At 72.0% G+C, this 23,114-nt stretch carries 16 protein-coding genes and 2 pseudogenes; 9 read left to right on the forward strand and 9 right to left on the reverse strand.

The annotated features are described in order from the left end of the window. Position 1: 1 nt before the first annotated feature. Entirely contained in the window at positions 2 to 1,729 is a 1,728-nt protein-coding gene (locus ACGFK0_RS30435) for an ABC transporter ATP-binding protein (protein ID WP_392911008.1), read from the reverse strand. Then, complete coding sequence (locus ACGFK0_RS30440) at positions 1,726 to 3,522, reverse strand: ABC transporter transmembrane domain-containing protein (protein WP_392911010.1); 1,797 nt, start codon at positions 3,520 to 3,522, stop codon at positions 1,726 to 1,728. The genes ACGFK0_RS30435 and ACGFK0_RS30440 overlap by 4 nt, the downstream gene beginning before the upstream one ends. Before the next feature lie 304 nt (positions 3,523 to 3,826). Between ACGFK0_RS30440 and ACGFK0_RS30445 the strand changes: the two genes are divergently transcribed. The 5 genes from ACGFK0_RS30445 to ACGFK0_RS30465 all read left to right on the forward strand — a co-directional run bounded on the left by ACGFK0_RS30445 (position 3,827) and on the right by ACGFK0_RS30465 (position 10,605). Next, positions 3,827 to 5,104 (forward strand): PP2C family protein-serine/threonine phosphatase, encoded by a 1,278-nt coding sequence (locus tag ACGFK0_RS30445; protein ID WP_392911012.1) that lies wholly within the window; start codon positions 3,827 to 3,829, stop codon positions 5,102 to 5,104. Between the two features lie 200 nt (positions 5,105 to 5,304). Continuing rightward, a complete protein-coding gene (locus ACGFK0_RS30450; protein ID WP_392911014.1) occupies positions 5,305 to 5,994 on the forward strand; it encodes a succinate dehydrogenase cytochrome b subunit in 690 nt (229 codons plus the stop codon). Positions 5,995 to 5,996: 2 nt separating this feature from the next. After that, positions 5,997 to 7,934, forward strand: coding sequence for a fumarate reductase/succinate dehydrogenase flavoprotein subunit (locus tag ACGFK0_RS30455; protein ID WP_392911072.1), 1,938 nt, complete (start codon positions 5,997 to 5,999; stop codon positions 7,932 to 7,934). Next, positions 7,935 to 8,687 (forward strand): succinate dehydrogenase/fumarate reductase iron-sulfur subunit, encoded by a 753-nt coding sequence (locus tag ACGFK0_RS30460; RefSeq protein ID WP_392911016.1) that lies wholly within the window; start codon positions 7,935 to 7,937, stop codon positions 8,685 to 8,687. A 145-nt stretch (positions 8,688 to 8,832) separates the two neighbouring features. After that, positions 8,833 to 10,605 (forward strand): tetratricopeptide repeat protein, encoded by a 1,773-nt coding sequence (locus ACGFK0_RS30465; protein WP_392911018.1) that lies wholly within the window; start codon positions 8,833 to 8,835, stop codon positions 10,603 to 10,605. Between the two features lie 40 nt (positions 10,606 to 10,645). On the opposite strand, the gene ACGFK0_RS30470 is transcribed toward ACGFK0_RS30465, so the two are convergent. The 3 genes and pseudogenes from ACGFK0_RS30470 to ACGFK0_RS30480 all read right to left on the reverse strand — a co-directional run. Continuing rightward, positions 10,646 to 11,257 (reverse strand): PaaI family thioesterase, encoded by a 612-nt coding sequence (locus ACGFK0_RS30470; protein WP_392911020.1) that lies wholly within the window; start codon positions 11,255 to 11,257, stop codon positions 10,646 to 10,648. After that, a complete protein-coding gene (locus ACGFK0_RS30475; RefSeq protein WP_392911022.1) occupies positions 11,254 to 13,434 on the reverse strand; it encodes an acyl-CoA dehydrogenase in 2,181 nt (726 codons plus the stop codon). The genes ACGFK0_RS30470 and ACGFK0_RS30475 overlap by 4 nt, the downstream gene beginning before the upstream one ends. A 7-nt stretch (positions 13,435 to 13,441) precedes the next feature. Further along, positions 13,442 to 13,741 (reverse strand): annotated as a pseudogene (locus tag ACGFK0_RS30480) (3-oxoacyl-[acyl-carrier-protein] synthase III C-terminal domain-containing protein); the annotation flags it as partial. Between the two features lie 375 nt (positions 13,742 to 14,116). Here ACGFK0_RS30480 and ACGFK0_RS30485 point away from each other — a divergent pair. After that, on the forward strand, positions 14,117 to 15,037 hold the full coding sequence (locus ACGFK0_RS30485) for a 3-oxoacyl-ACP reductase (RefSeq protein WP_392911024.1): 921 nt from the start codon (positions 14,117 to 14,119) through the stop codon (positions 15,035 to 15,037). 54 nt (positions 15,038 to 15,091) lie between these two features. On the opposite strand, the gene ACGFK0_RS30490 is transcribed toward ACGFK0_RS30485, so the two are convergent. The 3 genes from ACGFK0_RS30490 to ACGFK0_RS30500 are packed head-to-tail and all read right to left on the reverse strand — an operon-like array spanning position 15,092 to position 17,309. Then, a complete protein-coding gene (locus ACGFK0_RS30490; protein ID WP_392911026.1) occupies positions 15,092 to 15,868 on the reverse strand; it encodes an SDR family oxidoreductase in 777 nt (258 codons plus the stop codon). Between the two features lie 12 nt (positions 15,869 to 15,880). Then, entirely contained in the window at positions 15,881 to 16,630 is a 750-nt protein-coding gene (locus ACGFK0_RS30495; RefSeq protein WP_392911028.1) for an SDR family NAD(P)-dependent oxidoreductase, read from the reverse strand. A 49-nt stretch (positions 16,631 to 16,679) separates the two neighbouring features. After that, the gene (locus tag ACGFK0_RS30500) at positions 16,680 to 17,309 is read right to left on the reverse strand and encodes a TetR family transcriptional regulator (RefSeq protein ID WP_392911030.1); all 630 of its coding nucleotides are present in this window, start codon (positions 17,307 to 17,309) and stop codon (positions 16,680 to 16,682) included. 220 nt (positions 17,310 to 17,529) lie between these two features. Between ACGFK0_RS30500 and ACGFK0_RS30505 the strand changes: the two are divergent. The 3 genes and pseudogenes from ACGFK0_RS30505 (at position 17,530) to ACGFK0_RS30515 (ending at position 21,755) form a co-directional block, all read left to right on the forward strand. Next, positions 17,530 to 18,983, forward strand: a pseudogene (locus ACGFK0_RS30505) (FAD-binding protein). Between the two features lie 158 nt (positions 18,984 to 19,141). Then, entirely contained in the window at positions 19,142 to 21,379 is a 2,238-nt protein-coding gene (locus tag ACGFK0_RS30510; RefSeq protein WP_392911032.1) for an NACHT domain-containing protein, read from the forward strand. 28 nt (positions 21,380 to 21,407) lie between these two features. Further along, positions 21,408 to 21,755: a hypothetical protein gene (locus ACGFK0_RS30515; RefSeq protein ID WP_392911034.1), complete on the forward strand. Its 348-nt coding sequence runs from the start codon at positions 21,408 to 21,410 to the stop codon at positions 21,753 to 21,755. Positions 21,756 to 21,818: 63 nt separating this feature from the next. On the opposite strand, the gene hsaA is transcribed toward ACGFK0_RS30515, so the two are convergent. Further along, entirely contained in the window at positions 21,819 to 22,985 is a 1,167-nt protein-coding gene (gene hsaA / locus ACGFK0_RS30520) for a 3-hydroxy-9,10-secoandrosta-1,3,5(10)-triene-9,17-dione monooxygenase oxygenase subunit (protein WP_392911036.1), read from the reverse strand. Positions 22,986 to 23,114: the final 129 nt, after the last annotated feature.

Genomic DNA, 23,114 nt, shown 5'->3' on the forward strand with positions numbered 1-23,114 from the left:
TTCAGGTGCCGTGCCAGCTTCTCCACAGCGCCGCGTAGGAGCCGTCGGCGGCCAGCAACTCGTCGTGGGTGCCCAGCTCGGTTATGCGGCCGTCCTCCACCACCGCCACGCGGTCGGCGTCGTGGGCGGTGTGGAGGCGGTGCGCGATCGCCACGACGGTCCGGCCGTCCAGGACGGCGGCGAGCGAGCGTTCCAGGCGGCGGGCGGCGCGCGGGTCGAGGAGCGAGGTCGCCTCGTCCAGGACGAGGGTGTGCGGGTCGGCCAGGACGAGCCGGGCCAGCGCGAGCTGCTGCGCCTGCGCCGGCGTCAGGGTCTCGCCGCCGGAGCCGACGACGGCGCCGAGGCCGGGACCGTCCCAGTCGACCGCCGCGAGGACCTGCTCCATGTCCCCGTCGGACGCGTCCGGGCGGGCCATCGCGAGGTTCTCGCGGAGCGTGCCGCGGAACACGTGGTGCTCCTGGGTGACCAGGGCGACGTGGCCGCGCAGATCGTCCAGCGTCAGCTCGACCAGCGGCACGCCGGCCTCCGCGCCGAGGGTCACCGTGCCGGAGCGGGGGCCGTCCACGCCGGCGAGGAGGCGGCCCAGCGTGGATTTGCCCGCGCCGCTCGGCCCGACCATCGCGATCCGCTCACCGGGTCTCAGGTCGAGGTCGACGCCGTGCAGGACGTCCTGGCCGGGGCGGTAGGAGTAGCGGACGCCGCGTGCCGTGAGCCGCTCGCCGTCGGGGCGGCGGCCGTTCGGCGTGCGGTCGGGCGGGACGTTCCCGACGCCGAGCAGCCGGGCCAGGGACGCGCCGCCGAGCTGCAGCTCGTCCAGCCAGGACAGCACCGTGTCGACCGGCTCGATGAGCTGCTGCGCGTACAGGGTCGCGGCGGTCACCTGCGCGAGGGTCGCCATGTCGTTGATGTAGAGGAGGCCGCCGCACAGCAGCGTCGCCACGACCGGGAGCACGAAGCCCATCTCGGCGACCGGGAAGAGGACCATGCGCAGCCTCAGCGTGTAGCGCTCGGCCTTGTACGAGGCCGCGATGTCGGCGTCGCCGCGGGCGTGCCTGCGGCCGGCCAGGCCCAGCGCCTCGACCGTCCGGGAGCCCTGGACGGTCTCGGTCAGCCCGCCGGCGATCTGCGACCACGCCTCGTTCTCCCGCAGGTAGCCGCGGTGGGCGCGGGGCAGGTACCAGCGCATCACCGCCCACAGCAGCGGGACGCCGACCAGCGCGGGCAGCGCGATCAGCGGGCCGTTGAGCAGGAGCGCCCCGACCGTGAGCCCGCAGACGACGATGGCGACGAGCGTCTCCGGCATGGCGTAGCGGACGGAGGTGCTCAGCGTGTCCACGTCCCGGGACGCGCGGGTGACCAGGTCGCCGGTGCCCGCCCGCTCGACCCTCGACAGCGGCAGCGCCAGGACGCGGTCGACGAACTCCTCCCGCAGCCCGGCCAGCACCCGCTCGCCCAGTTTCGCGGACGCCAGGTAGGCGTACCGGGTCAGGACTCCCTGGACGACGACGAACGCGGCGATGGCCAGGCCGGTCGTGTCGATGTCGGCCCGGCCGTCGCGGACGTCCTCGACCAGGGCGCCGAGCAGGCGCGGGGTCACCAGGCCCGTCACGGCGGCCAGCGCGTGCAGCGCGAGGACGACGGCGAGGTCCCGGGGATGCCGCAGAACGAGGCCCCGCGTGTACGCGCGCACCTGCGCGGGTGTGGCGACCGGCAGCGCTTCGGCGCTCACGTTCCCGCCCTTCCCGCGGTCTCCCGTGCGGGCGCGGACCCGCCCCTCGTCACGGTCGCCGTGTAGCGCGGCTCGAAGTCCAGGAGGTCGCGGTGGGTTCCTTCCGCGACGACCTGGCCGTCCTGGACGAAGGCCACGTGGTCGGCCCGGTCCAGAAGCAGCGGGCTCGTCGTGCACACCACGGTGGTGCGTCCCGCGCGCGCCGGGCCCAACCTGCCGGCGATGCGCGCCTCCGTGTGCGCGTCGACGGCGCTGGTCGGTTCCACCAGGACGAGGACGTCGGGGTCGGCGGCGAGCGCCCGCGCGAGGCGGAGCCGCTGCTGCTGGCCGCCGGAGAACTCCCGTCCCGCCTCGGCCACATGGGCGTCCAGCCCGACGGATTCGACGACGTCCTCGGCGCAGGCGGCTCGGAGGGCGGCATGGACGGCCGCCCGCGGCGCGGCCCCGCCGTCCTTGCGGTCGCCCTCCGGCGCGAGGCTCTCGGCGAGGGGCCCGGCGAAGAGGCGGTCCTCGTTCACCGCGACGAGGATCCGTTTCCGGACGTCCGCGACGTTGTGCAGCGGGACGCCGCCGAAGTCGACGTCCCCCGGCGCGTACCCGCCGAGCCGGTCGGCGATGGCCTGCGCGTCCCGCGGGTCCGCCGCCGCGATCCCGGTGACCCGGCCCGGACGCACGACCAGCCCCGAGGCGATGTCGACCAGTTCGGCGGTCGCCGCCGGGCGGGCGGTCCCGGTGTTCGGCAGCTCCGGGTCGATCTCCAGCAGGGCCGTGACCCGGCCCGCCGCGACCAGCGCCTTGGTGATCTTGCCCGCGGCCTCCCCGAGCGTTTTCAGCGGAATGATGAGGAACACCGCGTAGCCGTAGAAGGCGACCAGTTCCCCGACGCCGATCGTCCCGGCTACGGCGAACCGGGCGCCGGCCCAGGTCACCAGCGCGATCAGCAGGCCGGGCAGCAGCACCTCGGCGCCGTTCAGCCGGGTCTCGGCCCGCGCGACCGCCACCCCCGCCGCCCGGACCCGCTGCGACTCGGCGCGGTAGCGGCCGGAGAACAGCGGCTCGCCGCCGATGCCGCGCAGCACCCGCAGGCCCGCGACCAGGTCGGTGGCGTGCGAGGACAGCTCGCCGACCAGTTCGCGGTGCGCCAGCTCCCGGTCCCGGAACGGACGCAGCAGCGGCGCCGCGATCACCAGGATCAGGGGGACGCCCACCAGCACGATCAGGCCGAGCGGCGGCGAGGTGGACAGCAGGATGGCGGCGACGGCGACGATGGCGACCACGGCGCCCGACCCGCGCGAGACGATGTCCAGGGCGCCCCCGATGTGGACGACGTCCGACATGCCGATGCTCACCACCTCGCCCGCGCTCAGCCGCTTCGGCAGCGTCCCGCCGAGGCGGGTGGCCTGCCGGGTGACGATCTGGACCGTCCGGTACGAGGCCGCCAGCCAGTTGAACACCGCGAACCGGTGCCGGACGGCGCCGGTCACGGCCTGCACGACACCGAGGCCGAGCAGCACGGCGCACCATGTCACGAGCGCGCGCTCGTCCCGCGCCGCGACGCCTTCGCCGAGGGCGCGGCCGATCGCGGCGGGCATCAGCGCCTGGGCGAGCATCCAGACCACGCCGAGGGCCGCGCCGGCGGCGCAGCTGCGCCACTGGACGCGCAGCAGCCACAGCAGATAGCGCGCGGGGGATCCACGACCGGCGCCGGAGGCGCTCCGAGGGTTGCGGGGGGTCGTCCCCCCTCGAACAAGGTCGCCGGGGCTGCCCGGATCTTTCTCCGGCAACGGCTTCACGGGACGAAGGTTATGCAGCGGAACGTCCGAAGTTCGACTGGTTTTTCGGCGACGCAGATCAGTTCCGGACTGTCCTTAAATACTCAGTCGGACGCGCCCCGGGGGTGCGTCGGGCGGTTTGGACACGCTAGGGTCTGGATCTACGGAGCGATGCTTCCTCCGCTCCTTGAGCCGGGATCCCGGCGGCTAGGCCAATGCCGCTCCCCGGCGCGGCCCCTCCGCTCCCCTGCTGTCGCAGGAACAAAGCGGAACGCCGTGACCGTTGCCACAGCCAGTCGCCAGCCCGACTTCTTCCGGAAGCCTTGTGAGCACCATCAGTCAGCAGACGTATCCCTTCACGCCGGGGGCGGAGGGCAGGACCGACCTGCTCCTCATCGACGACGACCCCTCCGACGTCCTCATGGTCGAGAAGATGCTCGCCGAGAGCGGCATGGACGCCGAGATCACCGTCGCCGGCGACCTGGCCACCGCGAGGCGCATGCTGACGCGGCGCACCCAGTGCATCATCGTGGACCTGTCCGCCCCGGGCCTCGACCGGCTCGACGGGCTGCGGCAGGTGCTCGCCCTGTCCGGCCCGGCCGCCGTCGTCGTCCTCACCGGCCTCGACGACGCCCACCTCGGCGTGCAGGCCGTCGCCGCCGGCGCCGAGGACTACCTCGTCAAGCAGGAGGTGGACCCGCCCCTCCTCGCCCGCGCCATCCGCTACGCCATCGAGCGCAAGCGGTCGGAGGATGCCGAGCGGCGGCTCGTCGAGGCCCGCATCCTCGGCCGCGAGAACGCCCGGCTGGAGCGCGGCCTGCTGCCCGTCCCGCTGATCGACGACCCGTCGCTGCGGCACCACACCCGCTACCGGCCCGGCCGGCGGCGGGCGCTGCTCGGCGGCGACTTCTACGACACCGTGCAGACCGAGGGCGGCGCGGTCCACCTGGTGATCGGGGACGTGTGCGGGCACGGCCCGGACGAGGCGGCCCTCGGCGTCCAGCTGCGGATGGCGTGGCGGACGCTCGTGCTGGCCGGGCACACCGGCGAGCAGCTCCTCGGCACCCTCGACACGGTCCTCGGCCACGAGCGGCGCAGCGAGGAGATCTTCACCACGCTCTGCATGATCACGATCGCGCCGTCGCGGCGGACCGCCCGGATGCACCTGGCCGGCCATCCCGCGCCGCTGCTGTTCCGCGAGTCCCCCGGGGAGGGCGGGCCCGGCGGCGACGGGATCGGTGCCGGCGGCCGCGAGGTGACGGCGCTGCCCGACTACGCGCACGGCCCGGCGCTCGGCCTGCTGCCCGGCGCCGAGTGGCCCACCACCGAGATCGATCTCGGCGAGTCCTGGTCGCTGATGCTCTACACCGACGGCCTGATCGAGGGGAAGGTCGGCGCGGGCTCGGACCGGCTCGGCACCGACGGTCTCGTCGGCCTGGCCCGCACCGCCCACCGCGGGGGCGCGACGGGACGGTCCCTCATCGACGAACTCGTCACCGAGGTCGAGCGTCTCAACGGCGATGCCCTGACCGACGACCTCGCCGTGCTGCTGCTGTCGCGGCAGGTCGATGCCGGTCCGGCGGGACGCCCGTCCAATATATGACACACCCCCTCTGACCTCGTCAATGTCTTCTGGATCACTCGTGGAGAGAGTTCCAGAACGCCCTGTGAAGTCACTCACCGCACCATTCATCACGAAACGGACTCAACGCCCGTTCTACTTGTGTTCATAGCCTGCGGCTATTGAAACGAGTGCCCTGATGACTTGGAACTCTCGCGCCGGGCCGACATAGCTTCCGACGTGTGGCTATAGCGATACCTGCGATCTACCGATCGACCGTCGGCAAGAAGGCCGTCATGGCGGTGACCGGCGGCATCCTCGTGCTGTTCCTGATCACGCACATGATCGGGAACCTGAAGATCTTCTTCGGCGCGGAGGACTTCAACCACTACGCGCACTGGCTGCGCACGATCGGCGAGCCCGCGGTACCGCACCGGACCGTCCTGACCCTCCTCGAGGTCGTGCTGGCCGTGGCGGTCGTCCTGCACATGTGGTCGGCGGTGTCGCTGGCGCGGCGCGCGGCGGCGGCCCGTCCCGTCAAGTACCAGGCGAAGAAGAAGTCGCAGGCGCAGGGCTATGCCGCCCGCACCATGCGGTACGGCGGCGTCATCATCGCGATCTACGTCGTCTGGCACCTGCTGGACCTGACGTTCTTCGTCGTGAACCCGCTGGGCTCCGGCGACACCCCCTACCAGCGGGTGGTCGCCGGCTTCGACCCGTCCCGCTGGTACATCACCGTCTGGTACGTCGTCGCGCTCCTGCTCGTCGGCCTGCACATGCACCACGGCATCTGGAGCGCGTTCCAGACCCTCGGGCTGCGCACCCCGCGCACCGACCGCCTCCTGCGCGGCCTCGCCGGGTCCGTCGCCGCGCTGGTGACGCTCGGTTTCATCGCCGTCCCCGTCTCCATCACGTTCGGATGGGTGAGCTGAACATGACCGACAGCTTCTACAAGTCCGGCGAGCCGATCGCCGACACCAAGGCGCCCGCCGGCGCCATCGAGGACCGGTGGACCACCCGCAAGTTCGAGGCCAAGCAGGTCAACCCCGCCAACAAGCGCAAAAAGAAGATCATCATCATCGGCACGGGCCTGGCGGGCGGCTCGGCCGGCGCCACCCTGGGCGAGGCGGGCTACCACGTCCAGCAGTTCTGCTTCCAGGACTCCCCGCGCCGCGCCCACTCGATCGCCGCGCAGGGCGGCATCAACGCCGCCAAGAACTACCGCAACGACGGCGACAGCGTGTACCGGCTGTTCTACGAGACGGTGAAGGGCGGCGACTTCCGGTCCCGCGAGTCGAACGTGTACCGGCTCGCCGACATCTCCCGGAACATCATCGACCAGTGCGTCGCGCAGGGCGTCCCGTTCGCCCGCGAGTACGGCGGCCTGCTCGACAACCGCTCGTTCGGCGGGACGCAGGTCTCCCGCACCTTCTACGCCCGCGGGCAGACGGGCCAGCAGCTGCTCCTCGGCGCCTACCAGGCGCTGATGCGGCAGGTCGAGGCCGGCAACGTCGAACTGTACCCGCGGCACGAGATGCTCGACCTGATCATGGAGGACGGGCGGGCGCGCGGCGTCGTCGTCCGCGACCTGATCAGCGGCGAGGTCAAGAACTACACGGCGGACGCGGTGGTGCTCGCGTCCGGCGGCTACGGCAACGTGTACTTCCTGTCCACGAACGCGATGGGCTCGAACGTCACCGCGTCGTGGCGCGCCCACCGGCACGGCGCCCTGTTCGCCAACCCGTGCTACACGCAGATCCACCCGACGTGCATCCCGGTCAGCGGCGACCACCAGTCCAAGCTGACGCTCATGTCGGAGTCGCTCCGCAACGACGGGCGCGTGTGGGTCCCGAAGAAGGGCGGCGACACCCGCGACCCCTCCGACATTCCCGAGGACGAGCGCGACTACTACCTGGAGCGCATCTACCCGTCCTTCGGCAACCTCGTCCCGCGTGACATCGCGTCCCGCGCCGCCAAGAACGTCTGCGACGAGGGACGCGGCGTCGGCCCCGGCGGCCTCGGCGTCTACCTCGACTTCGCCGACGCCATCGGGCGGCTCGGCCGCGACAAGGTCGAGGCCAAGTACGGCAACCTCTTCGAGATGTACGAGCGCATCACCGGCGAGAACCCGTACGACACGCCGATGCGCATCTACCCCGCCGTCCACTACACGATGGGCGGGCTGTGGGTGGACTACGACCTGGAGTCCAGCATCCCGGGACTGTTCGTCATCGGTGAGGCGAACTTCTCCGACCACGGCGCGAACCGCCTTGGCGCGTCCGCGCTGATGCAGGGCCTCGCCGACGGCTACTTCGTCCTGCCGAACACCATCGGCGACTACATCGCCCGCAACAGCCTCGGCCCGGTCGCCGGCACCGCGGTCCTGGAGGCCGAGGAGCGGGTGAAGTCGCAGATCGACAGGCTGCTGTCGATCGACGGGGACCGTTCCGTCGACTCCTTCCACCGGGAACTCGGCCACATCATGTGGGAGTACTGCGGGATGGAGCGCACCGAGGAGGGGCTGCGCAAGGCCCTCGACCTCATCCCGGCGCTGCGCGCGGAGTTCTGGGAGCGCGTCAAGGTCACCGGTAGGGGCGAGGAGCTCAACCAGCAGCTGGAGAAGGCGGGCCGCGTCGCCGACTTCTTCGAGCTGGCCGAGCTGATGGTCATCGACGCGCTGCACCGCACCGAGTCCTGCGGCGGCCACTTCCGGGCCGAGAGCCAGGACGAGGACGGCGAGGCCAAGCGCGACGACGTCGACTTCGGCTACGTCGCCGCCTGGGAATGGGGCGGCGAGGGCGAGCAGCCCGTCCTCCACAAGGAGGCCCTGAACTTCGAACACGTCAAGCCGAGCCAGAGGTCGTACAAGTAAATGAAGCTCACACTGCGCGTCTGGCGCCAGAGCGGCCCCCAGGACAAGGGGAAGATGGTCGAGTACAAGCTCGACGACATCTCCCCCGACGCCTCGTTCCTGGAGATGCTGGACGTCCTCAACGAGAAGCTCATCGCCTCCGGGGACGAGCCGGTCGCGTTCGACCACGACTGCCGCGAGGGCATCTGCGGCATGTGCTCCCTCGTCATCAACGGCACCCCGCACGGCCCGGAGCGCGCCACCACGACCTGCCAGCTCCACATGCGCAAGTTCGAGGACGGCGAGGTCATCGACGTCGAGCCGTGGCGGGCCAAGGCGTTCCCGGTCGTCAAGGACCTGGTCGTCGACCGCTCGTCCTTCGACCGGATGATCCAGGCGGGCGGCTACATCACCGCGCCGACCGGCACCGCCCCCGAGGCGCACGCGGTCCCCGTCCCGAAGCCGGACGCCGACCGCGCGTTCGAGGCCGCCGAGTGCATCGGCTGCGGCGCGTGCGTCGCGGCCTGCCCGAACGGCTCGGCCGCCCTGTTCCTCGGCGCCAAGGTCACCCACCTCGGGCTCATGCCGCAGGGGCAGCCGGAACGCTGGGACCGTGTCGTGTCGATGCTGGAGACCCACGACGAAGAGGGCTTCGGCGGCTGCACCAACACCGGTGAGTGCACCGCCGCCTGCCCGAAGGAGATCCCGCTGGACGTCATCGGGCAGCTCAACCACGACTACCTGAGGGCGACCGCGGGCGGCAGGAAGCGCTGACCCGCTCCCTTCGCCGTCCCCACGACCAGGCCCCGCCCGGAGTACCGGGCGGGGTCTTTCCATGGCGCGCACTAAAGCCTCTGACCAAGAAGCGATCTTGCGTTACGGTATGCACGTGCATAAGACAGTGCATCAGCATGAGCCAATGCACGGTATCGGCGAGGCGTCGCTCGCGGTGCACCGGTCGATTCTGTGCGTGGACGTCCAGGGCTACGGGGGCCGGACGAACTGGGACCAGTTAGCCGTGCGCAGCGGCCTGTTCAAAGCCCTGCACGAGGCGCTGGCCGAATCCGGTGTGCCCGAGACGTCCTTCGAGCGGGAGGACCGCGGCGACGGCGCACTCGTCCTCATCAAGCCCGACGTGCCGAAGGAACGGCTGGCCGGGCCTTTCCCGCCGGCACTGGCGCGCCTGCTCGAACGGCACAACAGCAGCGCCCCGCCGGGTGCCCGCATCAAGATCCGCGTCGCCGTGCACGCCGGGGAGGTCCACTACGACGACCACGGCGTCACCGGCACCGCGATCAACAAGACGTTCCGGCTGCTGGACGCCGAGCCGCTCAAGGACGCCCTGCGCGACTCCCCCGGCATCGTCGCGCTGATCACGTCCGACTGGTTCTACCAGGAGGTCGTCCAGCAGTGCCCGACATGCGACGCCGCCGCGTACCGTCCCGCGCAGGTCTCGGTCAAAGAGACCCGCATGCGCGGATGGATACGGCTTCCCGACACCCGCACCGACGCCGGCCGCATCCTCCGGCTCCTGTCCCTGCATCCCGGGACGGAGATCTCCGTCCCGGCCGCCGCCGCTCTCCTCGACGTCCCCGCGGACGAGACCCGCGTCCTGCTCGGCGGCCTCTCCCTGGACGAACGCCCCGGGGGCCGCTTCCGCGTTCCCGCCCTCGACCAGGGACCGGCCGAGGACGAACGCGAGGACGAACGCGAGGACGCCCTCCGGCGCGTCCTCGCGTGGTACCTCGGCACCGCCGACAACGCCCGCCGCGTCCTCTGCCCCGAACGCATCACCGCGACGCTCACCCTGCCGGACACCCCATGCCGTCCCCTCGAGTTCACCTCGGCGGCCGAGGCCCGCGAATGGTGCGAGGCCGAGCGGCTCAACCTGATCGCCGCCGCCCGCGTCGCCGCCGACGAGGGCCACCACGACATCGCCTGGCGGCTCCCGCTCGCCCTGTGGACGTTCTTCTTCCTCCGCAGCCCGTGGACCGACTGGATCGAGGCACTCCGCACCGGGCTGGCGTCCGCCGAGCACATCGGCGACGACCGCGGCATCGCCTACGCCCTCGCCGGGCTCGGCCACGCCGGCCAGCACCGCTGGCGCTTCGAGGAGTCGGTCGGCTTCTTCACCGCGTCCCGCGACGTCTTCCACCGGATCGGCGACCGGGGCGGCGAGGCCTGGGCGCTGCACGGCCTCGGCTATGCCTGCCGCCGCCTCCAGCGGTTCCGCGAGGCGGTCATCCACCACCGGAGATCCGTCCGACTGGCCCGCGAAGCCGGCGAGCACCACGCCGCCGGCCTGGCCCTGACCGCCCTCGGGTACGCGCACGCGGGCCTCGGCGAGTTCGCCACGTCGCTCGGCTGCTTCGAACAGTCCCGCGCCATGGCCACCGAACCCCGCGCGAGGGGCTGGGCTCTGCACGGGCTCGGCTACTCCCACCACGGACAGCGTGACTTCGACGCCGCCATCGCCCATTACGAGGAGGCCCTGGACGCGTTCTGCGAGGCCGGCGACCGTCCGGGCCAGGGTGAGACCCTCTACAACCTCGGCCGGGCCCACCTGCACATGGGACGCCGTGACGCCGCCCGCGACCACTGGATCGGGGCCCTCGCCATCTTCGAAGACCTTCAGACCCCGCAGACGGCCGGCGTCCTCGCCCGCCTCCGCTCCCTCGATCCGCGCCCGTGATCCCCAGGTCCCTCGGCACCGCCTGAGTGCGGACGCGCTGTCAGCGGGGGCGGGGCGGGTGCTTGGCGATGAACAGGCCCTCGGCGGTGACGCGCACTTCGCCGCCGGCCCGGATGGCGCCCTTCGTGCGGATCTTGCGGCCGTCCACCGAGATCTGCTCGGCGGTGATCGTCAGCGGTTCGAAGAGCGGCGTCAGGCGGTGGTAGCGCAGGGTCAGCTCCGCCGTCATGCCCGATGTGCCCGCCCAGCCGTTCGCCACGCCCAGCGTGTGGTCGAGGAGCAGGGCCGACACGCCGCCGTGGACGCTGGACGGCGGGCCCTGGTAGGGCAGCCCGAGCGTCGTGGTGGCCTCGATGGTGTGGGAGTCGACGCCGACGTACTCCAGGGGCGGGGCGATCGGGTTCTCCGGGCCGGTCACCGGGTCGTGGCGCGTGTTGCCGTCGCCGGCCCACATGTCGACGAGGCGGTCGTTCCGCGGCGGGGCCGCCTCCTCCAGATCGTCGGCGACGGCGTTGAGCCGGTCGGCGATGTCCGCCATGTCGACATCCGTCATGTCGCCGGACCGGACGAGGGCGTCGATGACGCGGCGGGCCGCGGCGGAGGCCGCGTCCACGCCGCACGTCCGGGCGCCGGCCTGCAGGTCGAGCGTCATGACGCCACCGGGTCGCGGGGCAGGCCGAGGAGCCGCTCGCCGATGATGTTGAGCTGGACGTCCGTCGTGCCGCCGGCGATCGACATGTTCCGGGAGTTCAGGAACATCCACGTCGGGTCGTCGACCCCGCCCTCGCCCTCGCCGGTGAGCGCGTCGGGGCCGATCCAGTCGACGGCCGTCTCCCACACCTGCTGGATGTGCTCGACGCCGATGAGCTTGCCGATGCTGGACTCGGCGCCCGGCTGCCCGCCCGCGAGGGAGCGCAGCGTGGTGCGGAGCCCGAACAGGCTGCTGGACTGGGCGTCGCAGAGGATGCCGCCGAGCGTGGTGAGGCGCTCGTCGTCCGCGCCTTCGGCGGCCAGTCCGATGAGGGCCTCGCCTCCGCTGCCCAGGGACGAGTCGTTGGACAGCGACACCCGCTCGTTCGCGAGGGTCGTGCGGGCGAGCTTCCAGCCGTCGCCGGGGGCCGCCACGAGAAGGTCGTCGGGGATGAACACGCCGTCGAGGAACACCTCGTTGAACAGGGTGTCGCCGGTCAGCTCGCGCAGCGGGCGGACGTCGATGCCGGGCGACTTCATGTCGAGCAGGAAGTACGACAGGCCCTTGTGCTTCGGGACGGACGGGTCGGTGCGCGCCAGCAGGATGCCCCAGTCGGCCTCGCGGGCCATGGACGTCCACACCTTCTGGCCGGTGATCTTCCAGCCGCCCTCGGCCTTCTCCGCGCGGGTGCCGAGCGCGGCGAGGTCGGAGCCGGCGCCGGGCTCGGAGAACAGCTGGCACCAGCGGATGTCACCGCGCAGCGACCCGGGCAGGAACCGCTCGTGCTGCGCGGGCGAGCCGTGCGCGATCAGCGTCGGCACCACCCAGTTACCGATGATCATGTCGTGGGCGCGGAGCCCGGCGGCGCGCATCTCCTCGGCGATGACGAGCTGCGTGATCGCGTCGGCGCCCTTGCCCCACGGGACGGGCAGGTGCGGGGACGTGTAACCGCGGTCGGCGAGATACATGGCGCGCTCATCGCCGTCCAGTGCCTTGGCGGGCCCCAGTTCGGCGCGGACCTCGGCGCGGATCCGCTCGGCCTCGGGCGGCAGCTCGACACCGAGTTCGCGGCGGACGCCGTCCAGGGTGAGGCTCGCGACGCGGCGGCGCCAGCTCGCCGTGGAACCGAGCAGGACGCGGAGAGTCTGCGCGCGGCGCAGGTAGAGGCTCGCGTCGTGTTCCCAGGTGAATCCGATGCCGCCGAGCGTCTGGATGCAGTCCTTGGCGACCTGGAACGCGGCCTGCACGCTGGTCGCCCCGGCGACGGCCGCGGCGAGGGACACCTCCCGGGGGCCGGTCCCCGGCTCCTGGGCGCGGGCGGCGTCCCAGGCGCAGGCGCGGGCCTGCTCGGCGTGCGCGAGCATCCGGGCACAGCGGTGCTTGACGCCCTGGAACTGGCCGATCGGGCGGCCGAACTGCTCGCGGACCTTGGCGTACTCGGCGGCGGTGGACGTCGCCCAGTCGGCCAGACCGGACGCCTCGGCCGCGAACAGCACCGCCGCGAGATCACCGACGGCCTGTGAGCCCACGTCCAGGACCGAACGCGCGGCGAGGGTCGTGTTCCCGGACTCGATCCTGGCCGGGCGGCGGGTCAGGTCGTGGCCGGGCAGTTCGTGCACCGTGACGGCCTCGCGGGGCACGACGATCCAGGCCGTCCCGTCGCCGTCCTTCGCGGGCACGATGAGGAGATCCGCCGACGGGGCGCCCATGACCGGGCCCGAGGTGCCGGTCAGCGTGACCTCGTCGCCGGAGCGCGACAGCGCCAGCCCGCCCGCGTCCAGGCCGACCGCGCCGACCTTCGTGCCGTCGGCCAGCGGCGGCAGGTGCTCCTCGTGCCCCGCCCGGTGCAGCACGGCACTCGCCAGGACGGTCGGCAGGAACGGCCCCGGGGCGATGGCGCGTCCCAACTCCTCGACGACGACGGCCAGTTCGACCAGGCCGTAGCCCGCACCGCCCGCGTTCTCGGGAAGGTGCAGGCCGAGGAGCCCCTGCGCGGCGAGGTCGTCCCAGAAGGCCGGGGCCTTCTCCCGCTCGGCGTCCACGGCGGCGCGGACGACCGCCGGCGTCACCTGCCGCGACGTGAACGCGCGCACGGCGTCGCGCAGGTCGCGGTGCTCCTCCGTCAGTCCGATGGTCATGTGGTCCTCAGATCCGTTCGATGATGGTGGCCGTGGAGTGCGCGCCGCCCGCGCACATCGTGACGAGCGCGGTGGACCCGTCCGACCGCTCCAGCTCGTTCACGGCCTGGGTGAGGAGGCGCGCGCCGGTGGAGCCGACCGCGTGGCCGAGGGCGATGGCGCCGCCGTTGACGTTGACCTTGTCCATGTCCGCGCCGAGCACGGACGCCCACGACAGCACGACCGACGCGAACGCCTCGTTGATCTCGACGAGGTCGATGTCGGCCAGCTTCATCCCGGCCCGCTCGAGGACGTGCTGCGTCGATCGTCGTGCACGCCGTCCGGTAGGGCAGGTCCGCGTACAGCCGGAACGTTCCAGCAGACCCCGCTGCGTCAAGCCGAGCAACTGGACCGGGTGCAGGCCCGACAGGGCGCCGTGACGCTTGCCCGACCGGCGTGCGGACGGCATCGACGATGACGGCCTCAGCCATGAGATCTCCCTCGAACAGCGAACGGACCGGACGACCGGCTCCTGGGCACGAGACTAGAATTCATTCTGATTCGCAGGCAAGGCCGGTCCCACTCAGCGGTCTGACCCGTTCAGAGGGGGCGCGCACACCCGCTCAGCGGGACGGCGCCGGAGACGGAACTAGAATACGTACTAGCCTCCGGCATGCCATCTGACACCGACCCGGAGGCTCCGATGAACGCTGACCTCTCCCTGGCGGGCCGCACCGCCGTCGTCACCGGCGCGGGCGCCGGGCTGGGCCGCGCCGAGGCGCTCGCACTGGCCGCGCAGGGCGCGAGCGTCGTCGTCAACGACATGGGCCCGGCCGCAGGCGACGTCGTCGCCGAGATCACGAAGGCGGGCGGCAAGGCCGTCGCGGTGACCGGGGACGTCGGCGACTGGTCGATGGGCGACACGCTGGTGTCGGCCGCCGTCGACACGTTCGGCTCGCTGGACATCGTCGTCAACAACGCGGGCGTGCTGCGCGACAAGATGCTGTTCAACCTGGCGGAGTCGGACTGGGACGACGTCATCCGCGTCCACCTGAAGGGGCACGCGGCCGTGTCCCGCGCCGCCGCCGTGCACTGGCGCGCGGCGAGCAAGGCCGCCGGCGGCCCGGTCTACGGACGGGTGATCAACACCGCGTCGGAGGCGTTCCTGTTCGGGTCGGCGGGCCAGCCGAACTACTCGGCGGCGAAGGCCGGCATCGTGGCGCTCACGCTGTCGACCTCCGCGGGCCTCGGCCGGTACGGGGTGCGCGCCAACGCGATCTGCCCCCGCGCCCGGACGGCGATGACCGAGGCGACGTTCGCCGAGGGCACGGCCCCGGGCGGGCTCGACGTCATGGCGCCCGAGCGGGTCGGGTCGTTCGTCGGCTACCTGGCGTCCCCCGCGTCCGAGAAGATCACCGGGCAGGTGTTCGTCGTCTACGGCGACATGGTGGCGCTGATGGCCGCGCCGACCGTGGAGCAGAAGTTCACCGCGGCCGGCGGCGTCTTCTCCGTCGAGGAACTCGGGGAGCAGATCACCCCCTACTTCGAGGGACGCGACCCGCAGCAGACCTACGCCGCCTACGGCGTCGCCAGGCTCGACGACACCGGCACCAGCAAGTACTGATCCCGGACCCGCCGATGGCCGCCCCACGGCGCGAGGGGCGGCCATCGGCGCTTCTCAGAAGACCTCGGGGCCGCGGAGGGTCGGCTCGGCGCCGCCGTCCACGTAGATGATCTGGCCGGTCATGTGGGTGTTGGCCGGGGAGATCAGCCAGCGCAGCGCCTCGGCGATCACCAGGGCGTCGGCGTAGCCGTTCAGCGGCATCGGGACCGCATCGTTCATGATCTTGACCATGGCCTCGTCGGCGAACAGCGGCTCGGTCATCGGCGTCCGGACGACGCCGGGCGCGATCGCGTTCAGCGGGATGCCCGCGCCCGCCCACTCGGGGGTGACGCAGACGCGGCGCAGCCACTGGGCGAGCGCCGACTTCGAGGACGAGTACGTCTGGTTCCCGGCACCGGCTTCGACGACCTTCGCGGCCGCCCGCAGTGCCGCGGTCTCGTCGCCGTCGAGGCAGGCGCGGACGATGGCGTCGTCCACCGGGTGCGTCCCGGCGATGGAGCCGACGACGGCGGCGCGGGGCGCCCCGGCGCGGGCGAGGGCGGGCCGAAGGCCGTCCAGCAGGGCGACCGCCCCGAAGTAGTTGACCTTGACGGGGAGGGGCGTGAAGTCGGAGACGCCGGCGCAGGCCACGGCGCCGTCCAGCGTCCCGCCGGAGAGGTCGAGGACTTCGGCGACGGCCCGCGACCGGCCTTCGGGGCCGCCGAGGTCGGCGCGGACGTCCGCGTCGCGCAGGTCGATCCCGATGACGGTGTCGCCCTGGTCGCGCAGGAGCCCGGCGAGGGCCTGGCCGATGCCGGACGCCGAGCCGCTGACGGCGATGGTGCGTGCCATGTCCGGTCCCTTCTAGAGGTGTGAGCCGCCGTCGACGCGGAGGTCGGCGCCGGTGAAGTAGGCCGCGTCGGACGAGGCGGCGAACGCGATCGCGGACGCGATCTGCTCCGGGTCGGCGGCGCCGAAATACGAGCGGATCTTGGAGAAGTAGCCGAGGTCGAGGCCGGCGGGGAACATGTCCGGGTTCCTGATCAGCGGCGTGTCGACGGCCCCCGGGGAGATCGGCACGACGCGGATGCGGCGCGCCGCCAGCTCCGCCGCGAGGCTCAGCGAGAACCCCAGCACGGCGCCCTTGGACGCCGAGTACGCGGTCATGAACGGGTTGCCCTGCGTCGCCGACAGCGACGCCGTGTTGACGATCACGCCGGAGCCGTCCGGGAGGTGCCTGAGCGACTCGCGGCAGAACAGCGCCGTCCCGACGAGGTTGACGGAGAACAGCCGGTTCAGGTCGTCCACCGTCAGCGTCTCGATCGGGGTGGTCTTGTGGACGCCCGCCACGTTGATGAGGACGTCGATGCCGCCGAGCGTCTCCGCGGCGTCCGCCACGGCTGCGACGACGGCGGGTTCGTCGGTGACGTCGGCCGTGCGGACGGTGATCGTGCCGGGGCCGGTGACCGCCGCGGCGGTCTCGGCCAGGCCCTTCTCGGAGAGGTCCACCGCGTAGACCGCGGCCCCCTCGGCGGTGAGGCGGATCGCGGTGGCCCGCCCGATGCCCGACGCCGCCCCGGTGAGCAGCACTTTCACGCCGTCATAGCGATTCATGGGCGGCACGGTAGCCACGTCCCGGAACCGCCCGCCGGGACGATCCCGATCACCGGGAGGCGGGGTCGGAGGGGGAGGCGTTCGAGCGGGGCGCCAGCAGCAGCCGGCAGGCCAGCCGGATGTCGCTCTCCACGTCCGCCATGGACGCGCGGCCGTTCAGGCTCGACTGGAGCACCCCGTACCAGCACTGCATCAGCAGCCGGACGAGGGTGACGTCCTGCGCCGTCGGGCTTTCGATGCCCACGGCGCGCAGCAGGATCTCCCGGAACGTGTTGTCGATGTGCACGGTGTCGGCGACGGTCGCGTGCGCGGTGTTCGACGCGTGCAGCATCGACGTCGACAGGACGGGCTGCGCCAGCAGGTGCCGGCTGGCCTGCACCAGCAGGTCGGCGACCGCGTCCTCGGGGGCGGTGCCGGGCGCGGGCTCGGTGACCTGGTCGCGGAGCCGGTCGACCTGCGCCACCATCACCCCGGTGAACAGGTGGACCTTCGACGGGAAGTACCGGTACAGGGTGCCGATCGCCACCCCGGCCGCCTTCGCCACCTCGTGCATCTGCACGCGTTCGAAAGGCTTCTCCGTGCCGATGCGGGACGCGGCCCGCAGAATGCGCTGCCGCCGGTCGTGCTGCTCGGGTGAGCTCGGCTCGGCGGACAACCTGCCCGCTGCGATCCTCGCCACGGTCCTCCCCCCGGTCCATTGGTGCTGCTGACAGGGAACAATATCCGGATTACCCGCCGGCCCCGCGATCGGCGATACCGGTCAGTGAGACCACATCCCCCCGCGGCTCGGCCCGCGTTTACGTTGTGCGCGCGTCGAGATCGGGAGGGGACGTCACGTGGGAAATGCCCGGTGGGACGACGAATACGACGTGGTGGTGGCCGGGTCGGGCGCCGGCGCGATGGCCGGCGCGCTCGCCGCGGCGTCGAGCGGGCTGCGGACGGCCGTCCTGGAGAAGACGCAGGTGCTCGGCGGGACGTCCGCGTACTCGGGTTCGGCCATCTGGCTGCCGGGGACCGCGGTGCAGGAGCGGGCCGGGATCGGCGACTCGACCGAGTCGGCGCGCACCTATCTGCGGACGCTGCTCGGCGACGACGACGCCGGGCATCGGGAGGCGTTCCTGGAGACGGCGCCGGAGCTGGTCGAGTTCCTGGAACGGGACCCGCTGATCGAGTTCGAGTGGCGCGCGTTCCCCGACTACTTCAACGCGCCCGGACGCCTGGACATGGGGCGGTCGTTCGTCCCCCTCGATCGCCGGTGGAGCGGCTCGGCGACCTGGCGGGGCTCGTCCGCCCGCCGGTCGACCGGGACCGCGCGGGACGTGGGCATTCGGCCAGGCCGATGGCGCAGGGGCGGGCGCTGATCGGGCGGCTGCTGCTGGCGATCACCGCGACCGGGCACGGCGCCGTCCGCACCGGGACCGCGCTGGCCGACCTGATCGCCGAGGACGGCCGGGTCGCCGGCGTGCGGGCCATGACCGCGGACGGACCCGTCCGGCTGCGGGCGTCGCGCGGGGTGCTGCTGGCGGCCGGCGGGTTCGAGTCGTCGGCCGCGCTGCGCGACGAGCGGGGCGTGCCGGGCGACGCGGAATGGACGATGGCCCCGGACGGCGCGAACACCGGTGACGCCATCGAGGCGGCCGCGCGGATCGGCGCGTCCACCGGACTGCTCGACCAGGCGTGGTTCTGCCCCGGCCTCCTGACCCCCGGCGGGCGGCCCGCGTTCACGCTCGGCTTCCGGGGCGGCCTCATCGTGGACGGGTCGGGACGCCGCTTCGCCAACGAGTCGCTCCCCTACGACCAGATGGGGCGGCGGATGGCCGACGCGCGGGGCCCCTTCCACCTGATCTTCGACGCGCGGTCCGGCGGGCTGCCGGCGATCTCCGTCCCGCCCGTGGTGCCGGAGGACCAGATCGCGGCGGGCGCATGGGTCCAGGCGGACACGCTCGCCGAGCTGGCCGCGCGGACCGGGCTCCCCGCGGACGCGCTCGCCGAGACGGTGAAACGCTTCAACGGCTTCGCCGAGAAGGGCGTGGACGAGGACTTCCATCGCGGCGAGGATCCCTACGACCGCTACTTCTCCGGCGGCGAGCCGTGCGTCGTCGCCGTCGACCGGCCGCCGTACTACGCGGCGAAGGTCGTCCTCAGCGACCTCGGGACGAAGGGCGGGCTGCGCACCGACCCGGACGGCCGCGTCCTGGACGGCTCGGACCGCCCCATTCCCGGCCTCTACGCCGCGGGCAACACCAGTGCGTCGTTCACCGGCCCGTTCTACCCGGGGCCGGGCATTCCGATCGGGTCCGCGATGGCGTTCGCCTACCGCGCCGTCCAGGACATCAGGAGGAATTACCCGTGAGAAGTTTCGGCCTTTTCTGGCATTGACGAACGACGGTCATGGCCGCCCATGATCCGGTAGCCTGCGTCCGGACAACAATGGCTTGGGACGGTTGGATGGCCGATAGCGGGCGGCGCGGCCGCCGGACATGCGGACGGATCGGTCGGCGGGATTCCGGCGTGGCCGGGGGTCAGCAGAATATCGAGAACACCACCGTCAACGGTCCCCTCAACCAGGTCCAGAACATCTACATCGGGCGCGAGGGCGCCGAGGACGCCGCCGCCCGCCGCCTCGCCGCGTCGGTGGACGCGCGGGTGGCCCAGGAGACCGCACGCCGGTCGCTGTGGCTGTCGGACCCGCTGGTGCTGCAGGTGCGCTCGACCGAACGTCCCGTCCAGGCCCCGGTGCCGGCGCAGCTGAGGCTGGCGGGCGATTCCGACGGCATCGCCGACGTCTTCCACGAGTCGCCGTCCCGGCAGATGGCGATCATCGGTGAGCCGGGCGCGGGCAAGACGGTCCTGGCCCTGCTGCTGGTCCGTGACCTCCTGCCGGAACCGGGGGCGCGCGGCCCGGTGCCGGTCTTCCTGTCCCTTGCCTCCTGGCACCCCGATGTCCCGCTGAAGACCTGGATGGCCACGCGCATCCAGGAGGATCACCCCGACATCGCCGACAACCGTTCCGCGGGCCGCGAAAGCGCTCTGAAGCTGATCGAGGAGCGCCGGATCCTTCCCGTCCTGGACGGGTTGGACGAGGTTCCCGCCGCCTCGCCCGAAGCCGTGATCGCGGGGATCGGCACGGCCTTCGACGACAGGGCGCCCTTCGTGGTGACCAGCCGCCGGAAGGAGTACGTGGATGCCGTGGAGGCATCCGGTACGGCGCTGGCCAGGGCCGCCGTCGTCGAGGTCGCCGCCGTCGAGGTGGAGGACGCGATCGCCTATCTCGGCGGCGCCGTGACCGACGACAGGCGCTGGTGCCCGCTGTTCGACCGGCTCCGTGCCGCCCCGGACGGCCCGCTCGCCCGCGCCCTGTCGACGCCGCTCATGCTGTTCCTCGCGCAGACCGCCTACCGGGGGCCCGCGACCAGCCCGGAAGAACTCCTCGCGTACACGGACGTGGAGAGCATCGAGGAGCATCTCCTCGACACCTTCGTCCCCGCCACGTACGCGCGCCACCTCAGCCCGTCCTACGCCGAGCACCGGGCGAAACGCTGGCTGGGCACGTTGGCGCGCGGACCGGCGGAGTACCGCTGGTGGCATCTCCGCTCGTCCGTCGCGGACACCGCCGCCGGGCTGGTCTTCGCGCTGGGAACCGGCTGGATGCTCTGGCTGATGCTGGACGCGGTGTGGGCGGTCACCGGTGCCGCGTGCGTCCTGTTGGTGGTGGAATTCTGTTCCAGGCTGGTGATCAATACCCGCAATGAGATCGTCGTGTCGGAACGGGAGACCGCGGATCTCCGAGCGCACCTACGGCGCTATGGGACGCTCGCTCTGTTGTGCGCCGCGCTGACGGCGATCCTCGTCGGGGCTGTGATGGGCATCTGGGTCGGTGTCGTGCTCGATGCCGATCCCGGCACCACCATTGCCTACGCGGGAGCCTATGGGGCTTCCTTCGGAATGGCGGCCCTCATCAGCACCGCCTGGGGCAAGTACAAGCTCCGTCACTACTCACTCGCCGCACAGGGACTTCTTCCATTCTGGCTCGTGAGGTTCATTGAGAACGCCCACGAGCGCGGTGTGCTGCGCAAGCCCGGCGCCTTCTACCAGTTTCGGCATGTCCGGCTCCAGGGGCGCCTGAGGGGGAACGGGGCGGACCTGCTGGCCGACCAGCCCTACGAGATCGTCAGGGCGGAGGCATCGGCGCTCCAGGTCTTCAGCGCGCAACTGACCGTCAGCGTCTACAGGCTCCTGGGGCATCTCTTCGCGGTCGTGACGACGGCCCTGGTGCTGAGCATGTTCAGCGAACGGGCGTTCATGGCGTACGAGTCCGGAACACGGCCGGAGCAGTACGAGGTGGCCGTGGGCGGGGGCGGCGGTTCTTCCTCCGTCCCGGTTCCGGTCTGGCGCTGGACGATCCCGCCGGGAACGGGACCTGTCACCAGCGCGTACTCCGTCCCGAGGCATCGATTCGGGTGGCCCTACCAGGAGTTCGGCGGATATGTGGAGGTGACGGGATGCGAGGGCGCCTCCATCGTGATGACGACGACCACGAGCGCGTCCGGTTCTCCGCAAACGCATGTGCTCGACACCGGCCACGGTACTCAGCTCGAAAGCCTGAACTGGCGGCTCCCGGACCACTTCGACAGGGTCTCCTTCGCGTTCCGGCGACTCGACCGCGCGCCGTGCACCGCACTGGTCGACTGGCAGAGCCCGATGCTCATGGCCGACCAGCTCTTCGGCATCAGAAGACATTTCGACTGAGCCCAGGCCATCACCAGAGAGGGCGAACATGAGCAGCAACACCAAGCGTGCGGCCGCCGCAGGCGGCACGTTCGTGATCGCGGGCGTGGTGAACATCGCGACGGGAATGCTCACCCAGGAATGGACGGTCGTCTGGGCGGCGACGGTCGTCATCCTCGTCCTCGTCGGCGGGGCCCTCCAGGGCTGGGTCACCTGGTCGGAACGCGACGACGCGGAGGACGGCAGGCGAGCGGCTCGTGGCACGCAGACGGTCCACGGTACGAAGGTGGGCGGTGACACGCGGCAGAGCATGTCGCGGCCGGGAGACCAGACCGTCACCGACTCGGAGATCTCCGGCTCGCTGAGCCAGAGCCAGGGCGACGCCGACTCCTCCTGAGAACGCGCCGCAGCATGACCCGGCGGGCCGGTCCACGTCTTGCACGGATGGGAACTCCGCGGGTCAGACGAGGTTGTCCTCGACCTTGAGACCGAACTCGCCCCGGCCGTACATCGCCAGGGCGCGTTCGACGTCGTTGGCGACGTGGACGCTGCCGGCGTGGGCGTCGCGCCAGGCGCGCTCGATGACGTTGCCGCGCTGCAGGGAGTTGCCGCCGGCGGTCTTGAACAGGATGTCGATCGCCTGGATGGCGCGTTCGGTGCCGCGGACCTGGTCGCGCCGGGCGCGCAGCCGCAGCTCCATCGGGATCTTCTCGTTGCGGACCGCGTACTCGTGGATCTCCCGGACGTTCCGGTCGGTCTGCAGGATCGCCGCGTCGATCTCGGACGCGGAGCGGGCGACGGCGACCTGCGCGTACGGGTCCTCGACGAACCGTCCGCCGCCGAGGCTCAGCCGGATCCGGTCGCGCATCCGGTCGACGTAGTGGTCGTGGCAGCCGGCGGCCATCCCGATGACGCTGGCGGTGACCGTGGCGGTGAACAGCGTCCCGAACGGCATCCGGTACAGCGGGCCGGTGTTGACCTTGCGGCCGGGGTTGCGGAGCTGCGCCTGCTCGAAGTTGCGCATCGCGCGGTGCGCGGGCACGAACGCCCGCTCCACCACGATGTCGTCGCTGGCGGTGCCGCGCAGGCCCATCGAGTCCCACACCTCGCGGACCTCGTAGTCCTCCTTGGGGACGAGCACCGTCATGAAGTCGACGGGCCGTCCCTCCGCGCCTACGACGAGCGCGCCGAGCAGCGCCCACGACGTGAACTCGACACCGGACGAGAACGACCAGCGCCCCGTCACCTCGTAGCCGCCGTCGACCGGGGTGAGCCGCCCGATGGGGGCGTAGGACGAGGCGACGAGCGTGTCCGGCCCGGCGTCCCACACCTCGCGCTGCGCCTCGTCCGCGAACAGCCCGAGATGCCAGGAGTGGACGCCGAGGATGGCGGCGACCCAGCCGGTGGATCCGCAGGCGCCGGAGATCGCCCGGATCACCTCGTAGAACGCGACCGGGTCGCCCTCGGCGCCGCCGTAGCGGGTGGGCTGCAGCATCCGGAACACCCCGGCGGCGGTGAGCTCACGGACGGTCTCGGCGGGGATGCGGCCCTTCTCGTCCACGGACCTGGCCCGCTCGGCGATTCCCGGCAGCAGCCCGCGCACGGTGCCCAGGACCTCGTTGCTCATCCCGCTCCTTCCCTAGTGCAGCCATTGAAGGACACCATGTCAGGGTGCCGCCGCGGGCGGGGGCGTCCCGGCCAGCGGGACTCTCCGGACGGGACGGTGACCTGCGACCTACCGTTCAATCACCCCATC

The sequence above is a fragment of the Spirillospora sp. NPDC048823 genome, assembly GCF_043198445.1.
Taxonomy (GTDB): Bacteria; Actinomycetota; Actinomycetes; order Streptosporangiales; family Streptosporangiaceae; genus Spirillospora.